18 protein-coding genes are annotated in these 19,239 nt (G+C 46.3%); 13 read left to right on the top strand and 5 right to left on the bottom strand.

All coding sequences use genetic code 11. The annotated features are described in order from the left end of the window. Positions 1–10: 10 nt before the first annotated feature. The 4 genes from H3H32_RS34015 to H3H32_RS34030 all read left to right on the top strand — a co-directional run bounded on the left by H3H32_RS34015 (position 11) and on the right by H3H32_RS34030 (position 2,052). Complete coding sequence (locus tag H3H32_RS34015; protein WP_182460146.1) at positions 11–382, top strand: hypothetical protein; 372 nt, start codon at positions 11–13, stop codon at positions 380–382. Positions 383–594: 212 nt separating this feature from the next. Continuing rightward, positions 595–1,089, top strand: coding sequence for an RHS repeat-associated core domain-containing protein (locus tag H3H32_RS34020; protein ID WP_182460147.1), 495 nt, complete (start codon positions 595–597; stop codon positions 1,087–1,089). Then, entirely contained in the window at positions 1,067–1,780 is a 714-nt protein-coding gene (locus H3H32_RS34025) for a hypothetical protein (RefSeq protein WP_182460148.1), read from the top strand. The genes H3H32_RS34020 and H3H32_RS34025 overlap by 23 nt, the downstream gene beginning before the upstream one ends. A gap of 8 nt (positions 1,781–1,788) precedes the next feature. Beyond that, a complete protein-coding gene (locus tag H3H32_RS34030) occupies positions 1,789–2,052 on the top strand; it encodes a hypothetical protein (RefSeq protein ID WP_182460149.1) in 264 nt (87 codons plus the stop codon). Between the two features lie 324 nt (positions 2,053–2,376). On the opposite strand, the gene H3H32_RS34035 is transcribed toward H3H32_RS34030, so the two are convergent. Then, positions 2,377–5,448: an efflux RND transporter permease subunit gene (locus H3H32_RS34035; protein WP_182460150.1), complete on the bottom strand. Its 3,072-nt coding sequence runs from the start codon at positions 5,446–5,448 to the stop codon at positions 2,377–2,379. Between the two features lie 98 nt (positions 5,449–5,546). Next, on the bottom strand, positions 5,547–6,620 hold the full coding sequence (locus H3H32_RS34040) for an efflux RND transporter periplasmic adaptor subunit (RefSeq protein ID WP_182460151.1): 1,074 nt from the start codon (positions 6,618–6,620) through the stop codon (positions 5,547–5,549). A gap of 77 nt (positions 6,621–6,697) precedes the next feature. Here H3H32_RS34040 and H3H32_RS34045 point away from each other — a divergent pair, with 77 nt between their 5' ends. Together H3H32_RS34045 and H3H32_RS34050 are read left to right on the top strand one after the other, a co-directional pair. After that, positions 6,698–6,916: a DUF433 domain-containing protein gene (locus tag H3H32_RS34045; RefSeq protein ID WP_182460152.1), complete on the top strand. Its 219-nt coding sequence runs from the start codon at positions 6,698–6,700 to the stop codon at positions 6,914–6,916. After that, a complete protein-coding gene (locus tag H3H32_RS34050) occupies positions 6,909–7,238 on the top strand; it encodes a hypothetical protein (protein WP_182460153.1) in 330 nt (109 codons plus the stop codon). Before H3H32_RS34045 ends, H3H32_RS34050 begins: the two co-directional genes overlap by 8 nt. Before the next feature lie 68 nt (positions 7,239–7,306). Here H3H32_RS34050 and H3H32_RS34055 read toward each other — a convergent pair whose 3' ends face one another. From H3H32_RS34055 to H3H32_RS34065, 3 genes are all read right to left on the bottom strand, one after another. Then, positions 7,307–7,741, bottom strand: a complete 435-nt coding sequence (locus H3H32_RS34055) for a DUF3995 domain-containing protein (protein ID WP_182460154.1) — start codon at positions 7,739–7,741, stop codon at positions 7,307–7,309. A gap of 54 nt (positions 7,742–7,795) precedes the next feature. Next, on the bottom strand, positions 7,796–9,178 hold the full coding sequence (locus H3H32_RS34060) for a TolC family protein (RefSeq protein ID WP_182460155.1): 1,383 nt from the start codon (positions 9,176–9,178) through the stop codon (positions 7,796–7,798). 192 nt (positions 9,179–9,370) lie between these two features. Beyond that, positions 9,371–9,982 carry a TetR/AcrR family transcriptional regulator gene (locus H3H32_RS34065; RefSeq protein ID WP_182460156.1) on the bottom strand — a complete coding sequence of 204 codons (612 nt, stop codon included), beginning with the start codon at positions 9,980–9,982 and terminating at the stop codon, positions 9,371–9,373. Positions 9,983–10,163: 181 nt separating this feature from the next. On the opposite strand from H3H32_RS34065, the gene H3H32_RS34070 reads away from it, so the two are divergent. The 7 genes from H3H32_RS34070 to H3H32_RS34100 all read left to right on the top strand — a co-directional run bounded on the left by H3H32_RS34070 (position 10,164) and on the right by H3H32_RS34100 (position 19,222). Beyond that, a complete protein-coding gene (locus H3H32_RS34070) occupies positions 10,164–12,104 on the top strand; it encodes a tetratricopeptide repeat-containing sensor histidine kinase (protein WP_240543576.1) in 1,941 nt (646 codons plus the stop codon). Between the two features lie 106 nt (positions 12,105–12,210). After that, positions 12,211–14,142 carry a tetratricopeptide repeat-containing sensor histidine kinase gene (locus tag H3H32_RS34075; RefSeq protein WP_182460158.1) on the top strand — a complete coding sequence of 644 codons (1,932 nt, stop codon included), beginning with the start codon at positions 12,211–12,213 and terminating at the stop codon, positions 14,140–14,142. An 80-nt stretch (positions 14,143–14,222) separates the two neighbouring features. Then, the gene (locus tag H3H32_RS34080; protein WP_182460159.1) at positions 14,223–14,849 is read left to right on the top strand and encodes a response regulator transcription factor; all 627 of its coding nucleotides are present in this window, start codon (positions 14,223–14,225) and stop codon (positions 14,847–14,849) included. A 253-nt stretch (positions 14,850–15,102) separates the two neighbouring features. Beyond that, positions 15,103–15,798: a hypothetical protein gene (locus H3H32_RS34085; protein ID WP_182460160.1), complete on the top strand. Its 696-nt coding sequence runs from the start codon at positions 15,103–15,105 to the stop codon at positions 15,796–15,798. Positions 15,799–15,852: 54 nt separating this feature from the next. Next, the gene (locus H3H32_RS34090; RefSeq protein ID WP_182460161.1) at positions 15,853–16,611 is read left to right on the top strand and encodes a hypothetical protein; all 759 of its coding nucleotides are present in this window, start codon (positions 15,853–15,855) and stop codon (positions 16,609–16,611) included. Between the two features lie 525 nt (positions 16,612–17,136). After that, complete coding sequence (locus H3H32_RS34095) at positions 17,137–17,322, top strand: hypothetical protein (RefSeq protein WP_182460162.1); 186 nt, start codon at positions 17,137–17,139, stop codon at positions 17,320–17,322. Between the two features lie 205 nt (positions 17,323–17,527). Further along, positions 17,528–19,222: a hypothetical protein gene (locus tag H3H32_RS34100; RefSeq protein ID WP_182460163.1), complete on the top strand. Its 1,695-nt coding sequence runs from the start codon at positions 17,528–17,530 to the stop codon at positions 19,220–19,222. Positions 19,223–19,239 lie beyond the last annotated feature (17 nt).

The raw sequence follows: 19,239 nt of genomic DNA on the forward strand, positions 1-19,239 counted from the left end.
ATTCAATAATATGTTATCAGAAATCATAAATACTTACGAGCAATTCTCTGACTCACTAATATTGAAAGTATGTTATATAAGCCTTACTGAAAATAGTAGCAATAGTCGAACTATTGAAGTGGTAATTCGCTGCATGAATAAGCTTAATGATTATGAATGGGATGTGATTAAATTATCCTTTTTGGATGTGATAAAATTTCGTTTCATTGAAAATGAAAATACTTCAAGTACTTTGATAAATTCCGCTTTATTAAAGCGCGAAGATGGAAACGTTATAGTTGACTTCTTTCCTCTTTATTACAGTCAGTCTAGCTTATTAGAAAACCCTAATTCAGATTTTATAATTTATTGCAAAGATTTAAAGTATGAGGTTATAAAATAAATACCGATGCCAGTAGCAACACGGCTGGGTTCGCCGATGGCAACACCATCGGTAATGATTATGAGTACTGGCCCGATGGAAGTCTGAAGAAAGATTTAAATCGGGGTATTAGCCAGATTGATTATAACCTGCTAAAGCTGCCTAAACAAATCAGTTTCAGTACGGGCAAAGTGGTTTCTTACACTTATACGGCTAGTGGTCAGAAGTTGCGTATGAGTACCTCTACTGGTGATGTGCGTGACTACACCACCTATACCCGCTTTCTGAATAGCCATTTTGAACAAATTCCTACTCCCGAAGGACGGGTGGTTCCGGGGGATGATGACCCCGCCCGCTACGAGTATTTTCATGTGGATCATCTGGGCAACATCCGTGCGGTTTACTATGACAGTTTAGTGGCAATCCAGGTAGGTCAATGGACGGATTATGACCCCTGGGGTTTGGAGTTATCTGGATTAAGCAAAGGGGCTAATTCGAACCGACTCAAGTACAACAGCAAAGAGAGTTTAGCGGAGTTAGGCGGTGGAGTGTTGGATTATGGCGCCCGGTTGTATGATGCGACGATTGGTCGTTGGGGCGTAGTTGATCCTTTGGCAGAGGTCAATCGGCGATTCAGTCCATTTGTGTACGGAAATAACAATCCGGTGCGTATGATTGATCCTGATGGGAGAGAAAGTCAGAAGTATGACCGCTCCGAACGAGAATGATTTTGGGAATGTAACTTTTCATGGGGGTGTCAGCATAGGCGAAGGGGGCTATGTTGGCGGCAGTACCAATGGTGTTGGTGGGAGCGGAGATGGTAAGCAAGACCCAAATGATCCTCCCAGAAAAGACAACAAGCAAGCTACTATTAAAGCTTATGAACCTGATATGGCAGACCGTTGGCGCGATGGCAACATTGCCCAACAGCTCACCTATGGATTCGCTGATGGAATTTACTCAATGTTTGCCGATAACCATTTAGGCGGCAGAGGTTTCAATAGTTATGATGATAAAATCAAAACCCGATTGGGTGGTTTGATGACCCTAGGTGGACCATTATTCAGTACAGAAAGTGCTATAGCTAATACAGGAAGAAGGGTATTTTGGTCTGGTGAGTATATTGCACAAAGTGCCGCTGAAGACTTTGCTAAAGCAAACGGAATGAAGACTTTAGAAATGACTTTGGGTGGACGGATTATGAGACAATTGAATCGAACAATTTTACCAAAGTCAAGCTCCATTTCTAGCTATATATGGAACAGTCTATCTACAAACTTTGCAAATGGGGCAAAAGGATCTGTAAACATATTTCATAATGCATCGGGTGGAGTTCGTTTAGAAAGCACTTGGAGAGCAATCGAATATCCAATTCTTAAGCAGAATAAGGTAAACATGATTTTTCATGACGTTAAATAAATAACACAATGATTACAGAAGCAAAGCTAAATGTTTATAAGGACTATAGAGGTGACGGTGATTTTTGGGCACGAATAGGTCTAAAAAGAGATAAGGCAATAATGGAAGATGGTGATTTTTATTTAATTGATAGTCTTTTACAGGATATAGAGCTTGTAAAAAGAGGGTTAGTTTCTGAGAAATTTGCAGAGACTGTAGATAAAAAACTGTTGGCAAATTGTGATAATGCGGAAACAATTGTGTTGTTAAAATCAATGGCTAGGAAAGAATAATTTTTCCAATAACCCCCCTTTTTTTGTCATGGGTAAACTTTTATTCGTCACTGATGCTAGTAGTAATACCGTTGGTTTTGCCGATGGCAACACATCGGGTGACGATTATGCGTACTGGCCCGATAGTATTTAAATCGGGATATTTCTCAGATTGATTATAACCTGCTCAAACTGCCTTCTATTGATGTCAGCGGGAACGCCCGCGCGGTACTTATAGCTGACACGTGAGGTTTCTCAAAACCGAACGCCATATAGAATGGGTTTTAAGAAACCTCGCATGCCGGTTTCTTAAAACCGACATGCGAGAAGGGTACAAGTCTGATCTTACGCCATCTCCGGTTCCTTCGCTGGGACCGATTTTACAACAACACCCGGTGGCAACAACTTATACAACACAGGCGTAACAATGCGTGATAGCAACGTGCTGGAAATCAGACCGCCAATAATTACCCAGGCGAGTGGCGAATAGAGCGGGTTTCCTTCGATAGCCAGCGGGATCAGGCCACCAATGGCCGTCAATGAGGTGAGTACAATAGGCACAAATCGGATTTCGCCCGCTTCCTGAATCGCGTCGATTAACGACATGCCTTCTTCGCGTAGATGGTTGGTGAAATCAACCAGGAGAATAGAGTTTTTAACTTCGATACCAATCAAGGCAATCAACCCAATAACCGCTACGAACGAGAACGGATTGCCAGTGAAATACAGGGCCAGCACTGCGCCAATGACACCTAGCGGAATTACCGATAGCACAATCAACGTGCTTTTAAAGGTGCCAAATTCCAGCACCAGAACGGCAATGAACCCAAAAATGGTGATGAGAATAATGGTACCTAAACCACCGAATGATTTCTCACGGCTTTCCAGCTCACCAGCCGCTTTATAGCTGAAACCCGTCGGGAATTTCATTTTGTCGAGTTTTGATAACACCCCGTTGAATACATTATCGACCAGATAGCCCGTTTTTACAAAGCCGGTGATCGTCACATAACGGTCTTTATCGTAGTGGCGAATCTGGTTCATGCTACTCTCAAATTCGAGATCGGCAATCTGGCGCAACGGTACTGCTGATCCCGTTAACGTATTGACATACAGATTGCTCAAAACATGCTGGTCAGCTACTTTGCCTTTGGGAAGGGTTACGTTGATGGTGTAATCGTCGCCATTGGGCTCTTTAAAGGTACCCACGTTCAGACCTGCAATAGCGAGCCGGATAGTGCGGTTCACATCGGCAATGGAAATGCCTAACAGGCCTGCTTTCTCTTTGTTGATGCGTACCCGCAAATCGGTTTTCTGGCTGGATAACGGGTTGTTGACGTAAATCAGACCGGGCGTTTGTTTGAAGGCAGTTTCAACCCGGGCAGCCATCACTTTCAGGGTGTCGAGGTTTTCGCCAAATACGCGAATGGCTACTGGAGCTTCCTGATCGGGACCTTGCTCAAAGTCTTTTACTTCAATTTTTGCGTTCGGATAGAATTTGAATCGCTCGCGCAACTTATCGATCAATACGCGCTTTTCAGCAGGTTCTACATCCACCAATTGCACGTAAAACTGAGCATAATTGGGCGATTCGTTCCGTTGAATGATGTTGTAATAAATACGCGGCTGGCCCCGGCCCACGTTTGTGGTAACGTATTTAACGTCGGGCTCTTTTTTCAGAACGCCTTCCACGTAACGGGCTACCCGGTCGGTTTCTGATAAACTGGTGCCATCGGGTGTATCGATATTGATCAGAAACTGCGGTTTTTCGGAAGCTGGAAACAGCGCGAAACCCACAATTTTAAACATGTATAAAGCGCCTGTAAACAACACCCCCGCTACCAGCAGCGTAACGACTGGGTGACGTAAGCCCCAGTGCAACAGGCGACTGTAGGAACCGCTGATGACTTTTTTGAGTGCACGCATGAAGATGTTTCCTTCTGGATTATGAGACTCCTTTAAAATCCGGCTCGACAAAAAAGGAACAATCGTCAGCGATACCAGCAACGACGCCAGAATCGTCGTTACGACCGCCATCGGCAATGAACGTATGAAATCGCCAGAAGCTTCGGGCAAAAACAAGAGTGGCAAGAATGCGAGAATCAGCGTAACAGTACAGCCAATAACGGCCAATGTAATTTGGCCAGTGGCCTTAATCGCGGCTTCCCGTTTTGAATACCCATCACGGAGATAACGCTCGATATTTTCGACAACCACGATGGAGTCATCGACCAGAATACCCAGGGCAACAATCAGCCCGACGATACTTAACTGGTTGATACTGAATCCAAGAAAGTCGAGACCCGCTAAGCCAATTGCCAGCGATAGTGGAATCGAGATCATGACGACGATGGCAGCCCGGAAACCGAGTGGGAGCAGGGTAAGCGAAACAAGCAGAATGGCCAGACCAAAATCCTGTACAAAATGGGCGAGTCGTTTGTTGACGCTAACCGTCTGGTCGAAATTTTTAACGAGCGTAATGTGTGGAGGTAGTGTTTTTGCAAACCGATCGATAACGGGATTCAACTGCTCACCAACTTTGGCAATGTTTTCGCCCGTTTTTTGACCTGCTGTTACAAGAACAGCCCGGTGGCCATTCAGACGTGTGATGTACGTTTCGTCTTCGTAATTAAAATCAACGTCGGCTACGTCACGTAAATAGATGATTTTCTGGCCGTTGGTCGAAACAATTGTATTCCGGATTTCGTCGAGCGATTGGTAGTCACCAGCGGTTTTAACGTTGAATTTCCGCGTACCGGCCTGAATATTGCCGCCCGGAATATTCAGATTTTCTGCCTGAATGGCACCCAATACCCGGTTTACGGCCACGCCATTCTGAGCCATTTTTTCAATGTTCAGCGATACCCGGACCACCGATGCCGGATAGCCCCAGTCTTCGGCATTTTTCAGGCTTTTTACTTTCTCAAAGTCTTCTTTCAGTTTGTCGGCATACTCACCTAACTCTTTGGAAGAAGCCACTTCCGACAGCAGCGCTACCTGTACAATACTGACGTCGGTTGGCGAAAATTTCTTTATATCGATCCGGTAAATATCCGAAGGTAGCTCGGCCTTCAGCGCGTTTACTTCCCGGATAATTTCCTGGTATTTTTCTTCTGGATCGACACCGTAATCGTAATCAAGTCGGAACACGGCCAGACCATCATCCACGTTGGTAATCACGTGGTTCATGTTCTCCAGTGCATTGAACCGGGCTTCTCCCGGATCAACCACCAGCTTTTCCATATCAAGCGCATCGGTGCCGGGATAAATGACCGCTACGGCAAAACTAGGTGCCGTAAATTCGGGGTCTTCGCCCCGTGGCATATTGAGCAGTGAGTTGATGCCCAGGGCGGCTACGCCCAGAAACAGCACCAACATAAACTGCCAGTTTTTAACGGAAAATTCGGATAAGTTCATAGTTTTTTCTAAACACAGAGATCACGGAGGGCTTCACGGAGGTCACTGAGGATTCCGTGTTTCTCTGTTTGTACTCTGTGTACTCCGTGTTTAAATGGTTATTTCACAACTACGCTTGATTCTTCTGTCAGATATGCCGATCCGCCGGTGACTACGTCTTTTACACCAGGTAACCCGTTCGTTATTAGTACTTTATCGCCATCGATAAAGCCAATTTGGATCGGCACTTTGCGGACGTGTAACGGTCCGGCGCTCCGGTTGTCATCGGCCAATAGATAGACAAACCCTTCTTTGCCATTTCCTTCTACAATTGCTTCGATGGGGACTAAGGTGTAACTACGGCTTTGGGCCGGAACGAGGGTTACTTTCGCAAACAGACCGGGTGCAAGTTTTACCCCACCGGGATTAATTCGGACTTCCACCTCATAAAGCTTGTTGGCTGGATCGGCAGCCTGGGCTAGCTCGCTAACGGTACCGGTAAATGTGCGATCGGGGTAAGCGTCGAGGGTGATACTGGCACGGTTGCCCAACCGGAGTCGCGCCCAGTCTTTGTCAGATACGCCCACGCGCACAACCCAATCGCTCGGGCGATTTGATGAAATCTGGTAAACAGATGCCCCTGCTGAGATCAGCTCGCCCGCATTGGCAATTTTACGGATTACGGTCCCATCAACTGTCGAATGAATCTGCGCGTAACTTTGGTTGAATCGGGCAATGGTCAGATTTTGTTTGGCTACGTTGGTGCCTGTCGTGGCATTCTGAAGTTGCTCTAGTGTGGCGGCAGTATCGGCATATAGACTTTTAACGCGGCCCAGATCACGCTCTGCTTTCTCATTCGCCAGTTGTGCCTGACTCACCTGTGCATTGATTTCGGTTAGATCGAGCGTGGCTAGGAGCTGCCCTTTCCGAACCGATTGCCCTTCTTCGACAAACATACGGTTGATGATGCCACCAATTTTGAACGATAAGCGTACCTCCTGCGCCGAAGAAACCAGACCCGATGCCACAACAGGCTCAGCCCGTACAACGGTGCTTACCGGCGATAATTTGATTGGAACGACCGCATCTTCGGGTGCAGTGGCGGTGGTTTTTTCGTCTGTGCTGGCTTTACTGCCACATGACCAGAGCACGACGGCAACTAAAATAGAGTACACTATTTGTGATAGTTTCATGCGCTTATTTGTTTGCTAGGACACTTTTGCTAAGTTGTCGCTGTTTCTAAGTGTATTGGACATTAATGCTTTCGACCATGAATCAACTTATCACCATACACCCGGATATTCAGAGTGGAACCCCCGTTTTTTTTAACACACGAGTCCCAGTTAAGAATTTGTTCGATTATGTAAAAGGTGGTCATACCGTGATCGAGTTTATTGATGATTTTCCATCGGTTAAATACGAACAGGCGCTCGCTGTTTTAGATCTGGCCGAATCAACTGTAACGCTTAATTCTGTTGCACGTGCCTAAACTGCTCCTAGACGAAAACCTACCCAAAAAACTTAAGTACCGCTTTGGCGAAGATTATGAGGTTAGCACTGTTCCTGAAAAAGGCTGGCATTCGCTACGTAATGGTGAACTGCTTCAGGCAATGAACCGGGACGGTATCGAATACCTCGTTACAGCAGATAAGAATCTGAGTTATCAACAGAATTATCGCAAATGGAATGTCAAGCTAATTGTTCTGGATACGCTTGATAATCAATATGAGATGGTTCTGCCATTTGTCGAAAAAATCAAACTGCTATTCGAACAAGGCAATATTCAGGATTACAATTGGATTGATCGTTAATGCCAGTGTTTAGCCGCTTTGGGTAATTGATACCTCTATCGCTAATGCAAAAGAGTTGTAAGATTCTTTCATGATTTTGATAGGGAAAAAATCAATAGGAATGTGTTTGCACTCAGCAGCAAACACAGTGGTGAGTAAAACTTTGTGTCTAAATCCGCGAAACGGCTGTTGCGTATTCGTTTGAAAAAGCCGACATAACGAAAGTCGCCGAGGGCACGTATAAGAAAAATAATGGCTAATATCCAGAGACCGTATTGGCTTAACCAGGTCGGTATTAGTGAATTGATCGAAGGGAAGTGGCCAATTTTATAGAGATAAAAAAGAGCCATCCCGCTGAAAATAATAGCCACAATGAAGGTAATGAACCGGCCCGGCCGAAGCATTTTTGTGCCGTTTCGTTCAGGCAGAGATTCCCGTAAGCCCCAGTTGCCGCCAAGGGCCCAGTAAACATGGATGCCGCTGACTACCAGCAAAATGATGGAGTTTGTGATAGCAGGTATCATACTAACGAGCTGAAATTATTCATTGTCCCTTAATCATTATCCATTCATGATTAATCACTGCCCAACCGCCACCGCCCGATCCAAAGCAGCCCGTTTGACGAGTACGTCTGTGCGAGCCAACGAGTGCTGCAATTGTGCCGTTAATTGGTCATTCTGATACCGCAGATACTCAATCAACAACGACTGTCCGTTGCGGTATTTGCTGTCGATGACCCGAAACGTCTGGTCGGCGTTGACCATGCCACTCTGGGTGGCGGCTAAACTCTCGGTAGCGGCATTGAGGTCGTAATAAGCCTGCAACACCTGAAGTTGAATTTGCCGCTGAACCTCGGCCATACGCGTTTGGAGGGCGTTGGTCTGAATCTTGGCCTGTTGAATTTTCGAGCGTTTTTCGTAGCCTCGAAATAAATCCCATTGAAGGCCAACTTGCGCAACCATATACGCCTGATTCTGGAACGTGTAGCCGTATCCCTGGAAACCCGCATTACCGCCCACATATACATTGGGGATTTTAGCGTTGGCTTCGTTCAGTTTGACCAGCGTTTGGGCGGCCTGTAATGAGCCACCTAACTGATTCAGTTCCTGCCGACTATGCAGGGCTGTTTGTTGTAACTCGGTCAGATTTTCTTTCGATTCAGGCAGAATTTTGGTGAGGGTGGAGTCGACATCAACAGCCGTTGTCAGCTCCCGATTGAGTAGAAAATTGAAGTAAGCGCGAGCAGCTTCCCGATTTTTCTGAGCTACGGCTAGTTGCTGATCAACCTTACTGATTTCGTAACGTGCTGATGTAACAACCTCTTTTGTCGCTACGTTATTGCTGACAAATTTCTCGTTCAAACGTGCCAGCCCGGTTAATAGCTGACGGGAGTTCTCAAAAATTCGAATAGCGTCGAGTGTTTGCAGATATTGGTAATAGGCAGTGGCAATATTATACCGAAGTTCGTTTTCAACAACGCGTTTGCGAGCTTCCTGCGCCGAAACGAGCTGTTTCTGAATCAAATAGTTGTACTGAATATCGGTGTTGAAGATCGAATACTGAACCGTGAACTTCGTGTCGTGGAAGTTGTTGGGAGCCAGCAATTGGTTCACATTTTCGATGTTCGTCGGAAACTTGTCCGCACCAATAAGCTGGTTCAGCGTTTTGTAGGCTGGATTGAGCAAATCACCCACCGGGAATTCCAACCGTCGACCACCAGCCGCCAGCGAATAAGTTGGGTTAAAGGCAATACGGGGATAAAACAACGATTTTGCCTGATTGAGCGATTCCGTAACACGGCTAATTTCCAGCGACTCCTGCCGAAGCGCCAGATTGTTTGCCAAACCTTCCCGAACATAACCATCTAAAATCGTTGATTGGCTTGACGGAGCGGGCTGGGCCACTACCGAAAACGGGATAAGCAGGCTCAAATAGCGGATATGCTTATAACTAAGTCTCATAATCGCTTATCAATTAATAAACAGTGTTTAGTGTATGGTCAAAAAAATAGGGAAGCTTATTATGATTGGTGGTGTCAGGTTCTTAAACCTGACATTGCGAGGTTTCTTAAAACCTCGTTGATATTACTGGTTCGGTTTTGAGAAACCTCACTGCGTCGGTTATAAGTAACCGACGCCACCTACCTCCACCCATTATAACCCTCGCCGTAACGTTTCGCAAAACAGGTTAAACGCATCATCCATAACCGATTGACGGTCGCATTCTGGAATCATGCCTAATCGTTTCCGTAGAAACAGAGCGGTATAGCCATGAATCCCGCTCCAGATCATCATCGCCGTTGACTGAACATCGTGTTTCTGAAAAATACCGGCATCCATGCACTCCTGGACAATGCTCATGAGCAGCCCAAATGCCTGATCGCCTTCTACCCAATCTTCTTTATCGAGCGTGTCCATTGGAGCCGTCATGATGAACATCAGGTCGAACAATTCTGGATTCTCAACCGCAAACCGGATATAAGCCCGGCCCATTTCGACCAACTTCTCAAACGGGTCTGTCAGCAACTGTAAAGGCATGAACTCGCCAATCATTTTGACAAAACCGCGCTGGTGAAGTGCAAAAAGCAACTGGTTTTTATCTTTAAAATACAGGTAAATCGTGGCTGGACTGTACTCAATTTCGTCGGCAATGTTCCGGATGCTAACCTTCTCGAAGCCATTGGCCAGAAAAAGCTTTTGTGCGCCATCCAGAATTAACTGCCGCATTTCTTCCCGCTCCCGTTCTTTCCGCTCTGTGATACCCATTGGTTTGTTAATTAACGATGCAAACTTACTGAACACTGTTTAGTAAACAAATGTCTGCCTATTTTTTTTAGATTTTTAATTAAACGGTTACTCTTCATAGTGGCTAGATGACCGATGCCTAACTGAATTTTCATTTGTTCAATAATTCACTAATATTTAGGGGATTGACTCCATGGAAGATATGAAATACAGTTATCTGGTCATCTTATCCGTTATTAAGTTACTAGTTGGCGTATCCTTTACGGCGTTAGCACAAGTACCTAATTCACTCGATTCGGTGCGGGTCTATCTGAAAAACCATACGGTTCAGGATACAAACTACGTCCGGGCGCTGAACGTACTAGGGCGCGAACTCCATTCGGTGGCTAATCCAGATTACGCTAAGGCTGATTCTATATTACAGGTATCGGAGCAGATCGCGACCAGGCTCCAGTATGGCATGGGACTGGCCAAAGCTTATACCAATCGAGGATCAATTTATTACCTGACCGATCGGCAACCGCTGGCCGTAGAATACTTTCAGAAAGCGTTGACAACGGCCGAACAGTATAAACTCAGCCCCAGGTTTATTTGTGGGGCTATATCGAACGTGGCTGCGGCTTTGAGTAAGCTACAGCAGTACGAGAAAGTCATAACGATGCAACTCCGTTCATTGCGGCTTCAGGAGCAGTATAACGTTCAACCACGAATTGCTACTACCTACGGCGGCATCGGTAGCGCACTCCGGGAGCTTAACAAATTCAACGAAGCACTTACCTATTACCGGCAGGCTTTAGCCTTGATGCATGCTGGAAAAAACATCAGTGGCGCAGCCATTATCGAAAACAACATAGGTATTTGCTATGATGGGCTGAAGCAATATGACAAGTCGTTGGCTTCCTACAAATTGGCTCTAAAGCATGCGAAAGAAGTTGAATTTGAGCTGTTACAGGCTGATATTCTGGTTAATATCGGTTTAGCCCTAAAACTATCGAATCATCCCAAAGAAGGAATACCGTTTGTAACACAATCGTTGGCTATTGGCCGCAAGCAGGAGAACAAAGCAACAATGGCAACGGCTTATTTCAATCTGGGTCAGATTTATGAAGAACTGAAGGACTATAAACCTGCCGAAGCGAATCTTAAAAAAGCACTGGATCTGGCGAAAGAGCGGGGCAATAAAGAGCAAATTGCGAACTATACGCAGGGCCTGGCCGATTTCTACGGTGGAGCGAAAGATTTTCAGCAGGCCTACGCCTTTCAACTCGAAAAGAACAACCGTAAGGATTCACTTATTTCTGTGCAGACCAGCGCTGAAGTTCAACGGCTAATTGCGCACTACGAAAGCGAGAAAAAGGAAGCCCAAATTAAACTACTTCATCAGCAGGCCCAGCTTCATAACGAAGAGCTGATTCGCCAGCGCTTTCAACGGAACGCCCTGCTCATTGGCGGCACCATGTTGCTTTTGTTAGGGGGAGCTGTGAGCGCGTGGTTGCTGAATCGCTCCCGACTCCGGCGACTTGAGGAAGCCCAGCGTTTACGCAGGCAAATTGCGCACGATTTGCACGACGAAGTAGGCAGTACGCTGAGTAGCATCTCGCTGCTTAGCGGAATGGTTAATAGCCTTATTGCCCAAAAACGACCTGAAGCGGTTGAACGTGCCATCCAGAAAATTAATACCGATGCGCGTCAGATTCTGGAAGCTATGGACGAGATTATCTGGACGATCAACCCCGGAAACGACTCCTTGCAGCGAATTGCGTTGCGGCTTCAGGAATATGCGCAACCGCTGATGGAGTCGAAAGACATTAGCTTCTCGTTTCAGACCGATCCCGAATTAGCTGATATCCCTATTTCTATGGAAGTTCGTCGGAGTTTATATCTGATTGGAAAAGAGGCTATTAATAATTTGGTTAAGTACTCCGAAGCCACGCAGGCCACGGTTCGATTTGCGCGACGGGATAACCAGCTTGAGGTGTTGATTGAGGACAATGGGCGCGGTTTTGATGTAACACAGTCCCGAGAACGTACGGGCCAAACCAGCATGAAACAACGCGCCGAAGCGATGGGAGGGTCGCTGGATGTTCAATCGGCTCCCGAGCGAGGAACTCGACTCGTGCTAACAACCGCTATTGCCGGATGAAATACGATTTTAGGTCTTTCGCTGAGAGCCGTGCCACGGTTTCTTTTGGCTAACTGTGGCACGGCTCCCAGCGAAAAGCCTAAACCTAAATCTGAATTTGAAATAAATGAAATCGCTTTACTCTTTACGGCTGATCACATTCTTACTGACCTTCGCCAGTATTGATATCGTTCATGCACAACTACCCAAATCGCTCGATTCGCTCGAAACCTATGTGCAGTCGCATACGCCAACCGATACAAACTATGTGAATGCGTTGCTTCGATTGGGGAATCTGACTACCAAGGCAAGAGCCAATTATGACAGGGCCGATTCGTTGCTTCGCGTAGCCGAAATATTAGCAATTAAATTGAATTTCGGTCGGGGTATCTATCAGGCTAATACCTTTTTAGGGGCCAATTATTATCTGTTGGGCAAAGGACAACAAACGCTGGAGTATTTGCAGAAAGCCCTGGCTATTGCTGAGACCAATAAGCTCCCTCCGCGCACCCTGGCCAATGCTATGACGAATATCGGAACGGCTTATCGCCAAGTGAATCAGCACGAAAAAGCCCTCGAAATTTCACTGCGTTCGCTCAGAATGCAGGAGCAGTATAACATCCTGCCCCGCAATGAGAATACATACAACGGCGTTGGCCTTGCCCTGAAAGAAACGAAGCGACCCCGCGAAGCCATTGGGTATTTTCAGCAGGCACTCGTACTGAACCAGAATTTAAAATACCCTTACGGTATGGCCATTGCCGAGCAGAATATCGGCAGATGCTATGATGATCTGAACCAATACGATAAAGCATTAGCCTACTACCGGATAGCGCTTAAACACGCGAAAGAGTCTGAATCAGAGCTATTACAGGCGGACATTTTAGTTAATACGGGCTTAGTTTTACGAGAGGCCAAACGATTTGAGGAGGCAAAACGCCCCATAGAGCAAGCTTTGGTTCTCAATAAGAAGCAGGAAAGTAAAGGGGCGATGGCTACCGATTATTTCAATCTGGGGCAGGTGTATGAAGATCTTAAAGACTATAAGCTGGCGGAGCAGAACATGAAAAAGGCGCTGGCCCTGGCTAATGAACTGGAGGACAATACGAAAATAGCCATCTATACGCAGGGCCTGGCCGATCTGTACGGTGGCATGAAGGACTTCCAGCAGGCCTATGTTTTCCAGCTCGAACGAAACCAACGTATGGATTCTACGACAACTATTCGTACTACAGCCGAAGTACAACGATTGATGGTCAAATACGAAACGGAAAAGAAAGAAGCCCAAATTAAACTCCTTCAGCAGCAAGCCAAACTCAATCAGCAGGAGCATGAGCGTACTCGCTTCCGAACCAATGTGCTGATTGCCGGTGGTGTGCTTCTGCTTTTATTGGGAGCCAGCGTGAGCGCCTGGTTACTCAACCGATCTCGGCTCCAACGGCTCGAAGAAGCGCAGCAGTTGCGTAAACAGATTGCCCATGATCTTCACGACGAGGTAGGTAGTACACTCAGTAGTATTTCGATGCTGAGTGGCCATACCGATACGTTGCTGAGTCAGAACCGACCCGAAACGGCCCAGAAAATGGTTCAGAAAATCTATACCGACGCACGCCAGATTCTCGAATCGATTGATGAAATCATCTGGACCATTAACCCCGGCAACGACTCCCTGCATCGGATTGTTCTGCGATTGCAGGAATATGCGCAGCCATTGATGGAGTCGAAAAATATTCAATGCTCGTTCCAGATCGATGCTGCTTTGGAAGAAGCACCCATCTCAATGGATGTGCGCCGAAACCTGTATTTGATTGGGAAAGAGGCTATTAATAATCTGGTTAAATACTCTGGGGCTACACAGGCAACGGTTCGTTTTGAGCGAAAAAATAGTCAGCTCCAGGTCGTGATTCAGGACAATGGCCGAGGATTTGATCCGGACCAGCCCAGCGAACGAACGGGGCAGGACAGCATGAAGCAGCGCGCCAAATCGGTGGGTGGGTCGTTAGAAATTCAGTCGTCGCCGGGTCAGGGCACGCGCCTTCAATTGGTAGTTAGTTCGTAGAGGTCATACGTTTATCCGATTTATCGGTATTCGAAGTTGCCCTATTTTTGCCAGATAAGCAGCCAGAGCCTACATAGCTTATGATCCGCATTTCTATTTTCGATGATAATGACTCGCTTCGGGAAACACTCGCCCTGATTTTCGACGCAAGCGACGACCTGATTGTGACTGGGCAGTATCCGAATGCCCTCCAGGCTGTTGAGGCTGTTCTGATGAATCAACCCGATGTAATTCTGATGGATATTGATATGCCTGGTCGGACGGGTATTGAAGCCGTTAAACTTATTCGTCAGCAGACAACCCGACCCAAAATTCTGATGCTGACTGTGTTTGAAGACGTGGAACGCATTTTTGCGGCTGTCTCGGCCGGGGCTGTAGGCTATTTATTGAAGAAAACGCCCGCCGATAAGATCATGGATGCCATTCGTGAAGTGATGAATGGGGGAGCAGCCATGACGCCGTCCATTGCTCTGAAAGTACTGGAGGCATTTCGGCAACCCAAGGCCGATAACTTCCTGCTCACTGACAAAGAAAAAGAAGTACTACAGCGACTCGTGGAAGGCGACAGCTACAAGCTGATTGCGCACCACTGTGGTATCAGTATGGGTACGGTTCGCACGCACATTGTCAATATCTACGAAAAACTGCACGTCAACTCCAAGTCCGAAGCGGTAGCGAAAGCGCTAAAAACAGGGTTGTTCAAATAGCCAAGTACTCTTCCAATTTAGATTCTGGAGCTTCTTTTGATTCTAATTGACGATTTAGTTATTGATTATCGGTAGAATACCATCAATGGAATCTGGTAGAATCAACAGAATCTACTTTGGTAAAGCCCTGTAGTGGTGTGGATAAGTTCGTAGAGTTATCAACATATCCACAAAAAACACCCGTACCTCGGGTACAATCGGTCGATTATACCAGTTTTGTAAGTGCTCTTTCCATCTCTTAACGAATCTACCAATGAAAACGAAACTAATGCTGTTGTTGATGGCAATGACGCTATCAGTCTCTTTATATGCACAAAAGCCCCTATCATACACGCTGACCAAGCCAGGCAGTATGACAATCAAGTTCGATCCTAAGAAACTGCAAAAGATTCCGCCAATTCTTCTTCCCTGCAAACTGACAAATGGGAAAGATCGGCCTTATGCCTGTGAATTTTCGTTCGATAAACTGGAATTTTATGGAAACGATGGCTCGTTGCTGGGAACGGTAAAACCCGTGAAAGGGCAGCCTGCTATTACGCCGTTGCCATTCAACAAGGCTAAAAAATCGGCTCCTGCCGGCCAGGGAGGACAGATAACCTACACCGTAAAAGCGTATTTTACCCGCCGAAACACCCCCGCTTTCCCCGTCAGCAAAGGCTATCAGGTTCGTACGTGTAAAGTCACGAGTTGTTTACCATCCGATGAGATTTCAACCGTACTATCGAGTGTTGCCATGCCTGCCGGAATAAATGATCAGGCCATCCTGACGTTCGATCTGTCGTGGATTTATAGCAAAAAAGATGGACTGATGATTGGGCCACACGAGGTGTATCTTGAAAATGACGTAACGACAACCAAGATGTCGATGTCTGTTCAGACTCCCCTTCGCGATCGGGCAGAAGCCTGGATCGATATTCAGCCCAGCATTACTGGCGATCCTTCGAATTGACCGCTACAAATTCTATCCACACCATTCTCCACCTAGCCTGCTTTCGTTTAACCTATGCCTACTACCCCATTGCTAATACTGCTGTTAGCCGCTGTACTATGCGCTTGCCAGCCAAAAACGTCATCGACCGAACAAACTGACAAGCAAGCGAAAACGGACTCTGTCTCAACGGACAAGGCCACTAAGTTGGAGGCTAATGAAAATACAAAGACGGCCAATAGTGATTTTCTGATCATACCGGGCAGGCAGGTCGGGCCTATCAAATCAGCTACGTCCGAAGCTGAATTAATTAAGCTGTTAGGCCCATCGGTAGTTACGGCTGGCGATACCTTATATGGGCCTGAAGGTGCCGAATTTATAGGAACAACGCTTTATAAAGACACTTCAGATGAGGTGCAGATCATTTATACCGACGAAAAACGAACAAAGCCCGAAACGATCCTCATTCGTCCGAAACTTACTGATGACGAAGGCGAGCCACTTAAAAATGTTATGCCTACGCGTTGGGCCACAGTCGACGGTCTGCGTATAGGTACTACGTTAAAGGAACTGGAACAGCGAAATGGAAAGCCGTTTAAATTGTGGGGTTTCGCCTGGGATTATGGCGGTATGGTATCGAATTGGCAAGGTGGCAAACTAGGACTATCCAATAAAAAGATGTTTCTGGCAATAGGCCTTGGCCCTTCGGCCACGCAGACTCCTGCCCAGGAGAAAGCCTATAACAAGCTGATGGGCGATAGTGAATTTTTATCGTCTTTGGCAGCCATGCAAGTGCTCAATCCGGTTGTGCAGAGCATGCAGGTAAGTTTTTGATGGTGTCGACGCCGATGGGAGGGACGGCCTACGACTATTCGAAGGGATAGCCCAAGAAAATTTGAATTAACATATTGTTACTTTTTTTGTTCTATTCGTCAGAATAGATTGTTTATCCACTTCATTAGTATAGTATCTTGTCAATCAACATCTTTAACTCATTCCAATTCTCCATGAGCTGCCCTGCTTGCGGCAATATCGATGCTCGACGCATTCATCGAGTCGGACTACAGAAACTTATTCCTGGCAGAGCCTTACAATGTTCATCTTGTCGCCAGCGCTATTTTCAATTAGGGATTTTCAAGGCTCCTAAAAGCTACGCGAAAGATGAGTAGCAGCACTATTATTTGTGGTATTTAATTGATTCACAGGTGTTTTTCGTTGAGATAAAATTAAAGTACTAGTTGTTGAATCTAAGTATTTATACCCTACGTATATGTACTAATTACATTTATGAAAATCGTCTGTGACTTTTTCTTTGTGATCGCATCTAACTTGTAACTTTAATTCAAAAACGAACTAACCGTGTCTGTTAAAAAGTACTCATTGCAACTGCCTCTGTCGGCTTTCTTCTTCTCGTTCTCGCTCCCAAAAGTTAGCCCTCGTTTAGCTGATCAGCTTATTCGGATTACTACCTGGTCTGTTGTTTTTGGCATTGGTTTCTCTTTATTCGCCCTGACCGTGCGAACTATCTGGTCGGCGATTATCTAGTGGCTACCGCGCCGTATTGGGTAAAACTACGTATTGATTCAATCCTTAGTTAATTTTCTTGTTTTGGTAATATATTGATTAACAGTAAGTTGTGTATGATTGGCGTATTCGCGTAGTTTCCCTATCATACATTTATCCGATTGATGCACGCACGAGTGCTGAGTAGTTTTGATACAAGATATTCGAGTAAAATCTGTGTCAAAGAATGCGCTCAACTCTACTACTTCTACTTTTCGGGTTTTGGCTGAGTTGCCCAGTGTGGGCTCAGACCGATTCACCCAGTAGTAAATCGGTGCCTGTAAAGGTATCTGGTGGCCTAAATGCTTACGCAGGCTTTTATACGGCGACTGGTATCGAAGCCCGCAACCAGACTTCGCCTTTTGGGATAAGCGGTTCAGTAACCGTAACATTACCGGGCGGAATCTCCCTTCCATTTTCGGCTGTGCTGGGAAATCAGGGCAGCAGCTTCCGGCAACCTTTCAATCAGTTTGGCGTTTCGCCAACCTATAAATGGGCTACTGTTCATGCGGGCTACCGCAACGTATCCTTCTCACCGTTCACGCTGGCTGGTCATACCTTTCTGGGCGGTGGGGTTGAACTAAATCCTGGTATGCTACGGCTGGGGGCCGTTTATGGCCGGTTCAATAAAGCCATCTCCACCAATATCGCCGAACCCGATATTATTCCTGCCTATCAGCGAACGGGTTATGCCGTAAAAATTGGCTACGGTAAACCCACGAATTACGTTGACCTGATTATGCTTCGGGCCAAAGATGATTCGGCCTCTATTGCATCGGTTCCCCAGTCGACCTCTCAAGCGGTGGCCCCCGCCGAAAATCTGGTAGTTGGTCTTACTACCCGATTGCTGATTTTGAAGCATATTACGGTTGAACTGGACGAAGCTGTAAGCGCCTATACGCGCGATGTTCGAAGCTCTGTAGTAGAAACAGAGGGAAGCAATCCGGTCGTACGGTTGTTCGGCAAACTGATTACCCCTCGACTCGCTACTCAACTTACCCAGGCAACCCAGGCATCTATTGGTTACAAGGGCCAGATGGCGGGTATCAAACTTCAATACAAGCGCATCGATCCGAATTTCCAGACGATGGGCGCTTATTATTTCCAGAGTGATATTGAAAGCTACGCCATTGCGCCAAACCTCACGCTAATGGAGGGGAAACTTCGCTTGTCGGGGAGTTATGGGGTTCAGTATGACAACCTTGCCAATAACAAAAGTGCCCGCACCGGGCGAACTATTGGCTCTCTGACCGCTTCCTATAACCCGGCGACTAAATTTGGTATTGACGTACAACTGTCTAACTATGGCATCAGTCAGCAAGCCGGAATTCGACCTATTATCGACACCCTGAAATTAGCTCAGAACAATCTATCGGCTACGGTAAATACACGCTATACAATTCAAAAAGAAGATGTTATGCAGGTGTTTACCTTAACGACCACCTACCAAAAGCTGAGTGATCTGAACGCGAGCACGGCTAACCAGACCGAAAATAACAACGTCAACCTGAATCTGGGTTATTTCTATCAGCAAACGACCACGGGCTGGGGCTTCAACGGCATGCTGTCGTACACGCAGACACAACTGCCCATTGCCGTTGGCGATACGAACCAAACCGTCCGGTTTTTCGGCCCGACGCTTGGCGCTACCCAATCCTTTCTCGACAAAAAACTAACGACCTCATTCAACGCCAGTTACCTCGTCAATCAGCAGTCGGGTATAACGGGGAAGGTCATAACGGTTTCGGCTAATGGTGGCTATCAGGTAGCCAAACGGCAAACACTAACCGTCTCGCTCAACTATCTGAACTCAAATACAGGTATTCAGGAACAGACTTTCAACGAACTCAGAGGAAATCTTGGCTATGGAATCTCGTTTTAAATCAGATAAACCGCAAA

The sequence above is a fragment of the Spirosoma foliorum genome (genome assembly GCF_014117325.1).
Lineage (GTDB): Bacteria > Bacteroidota > Bacteroidia > Cytophagales > Spirosomataceae > Spirosoma > Spirosoma foliorum.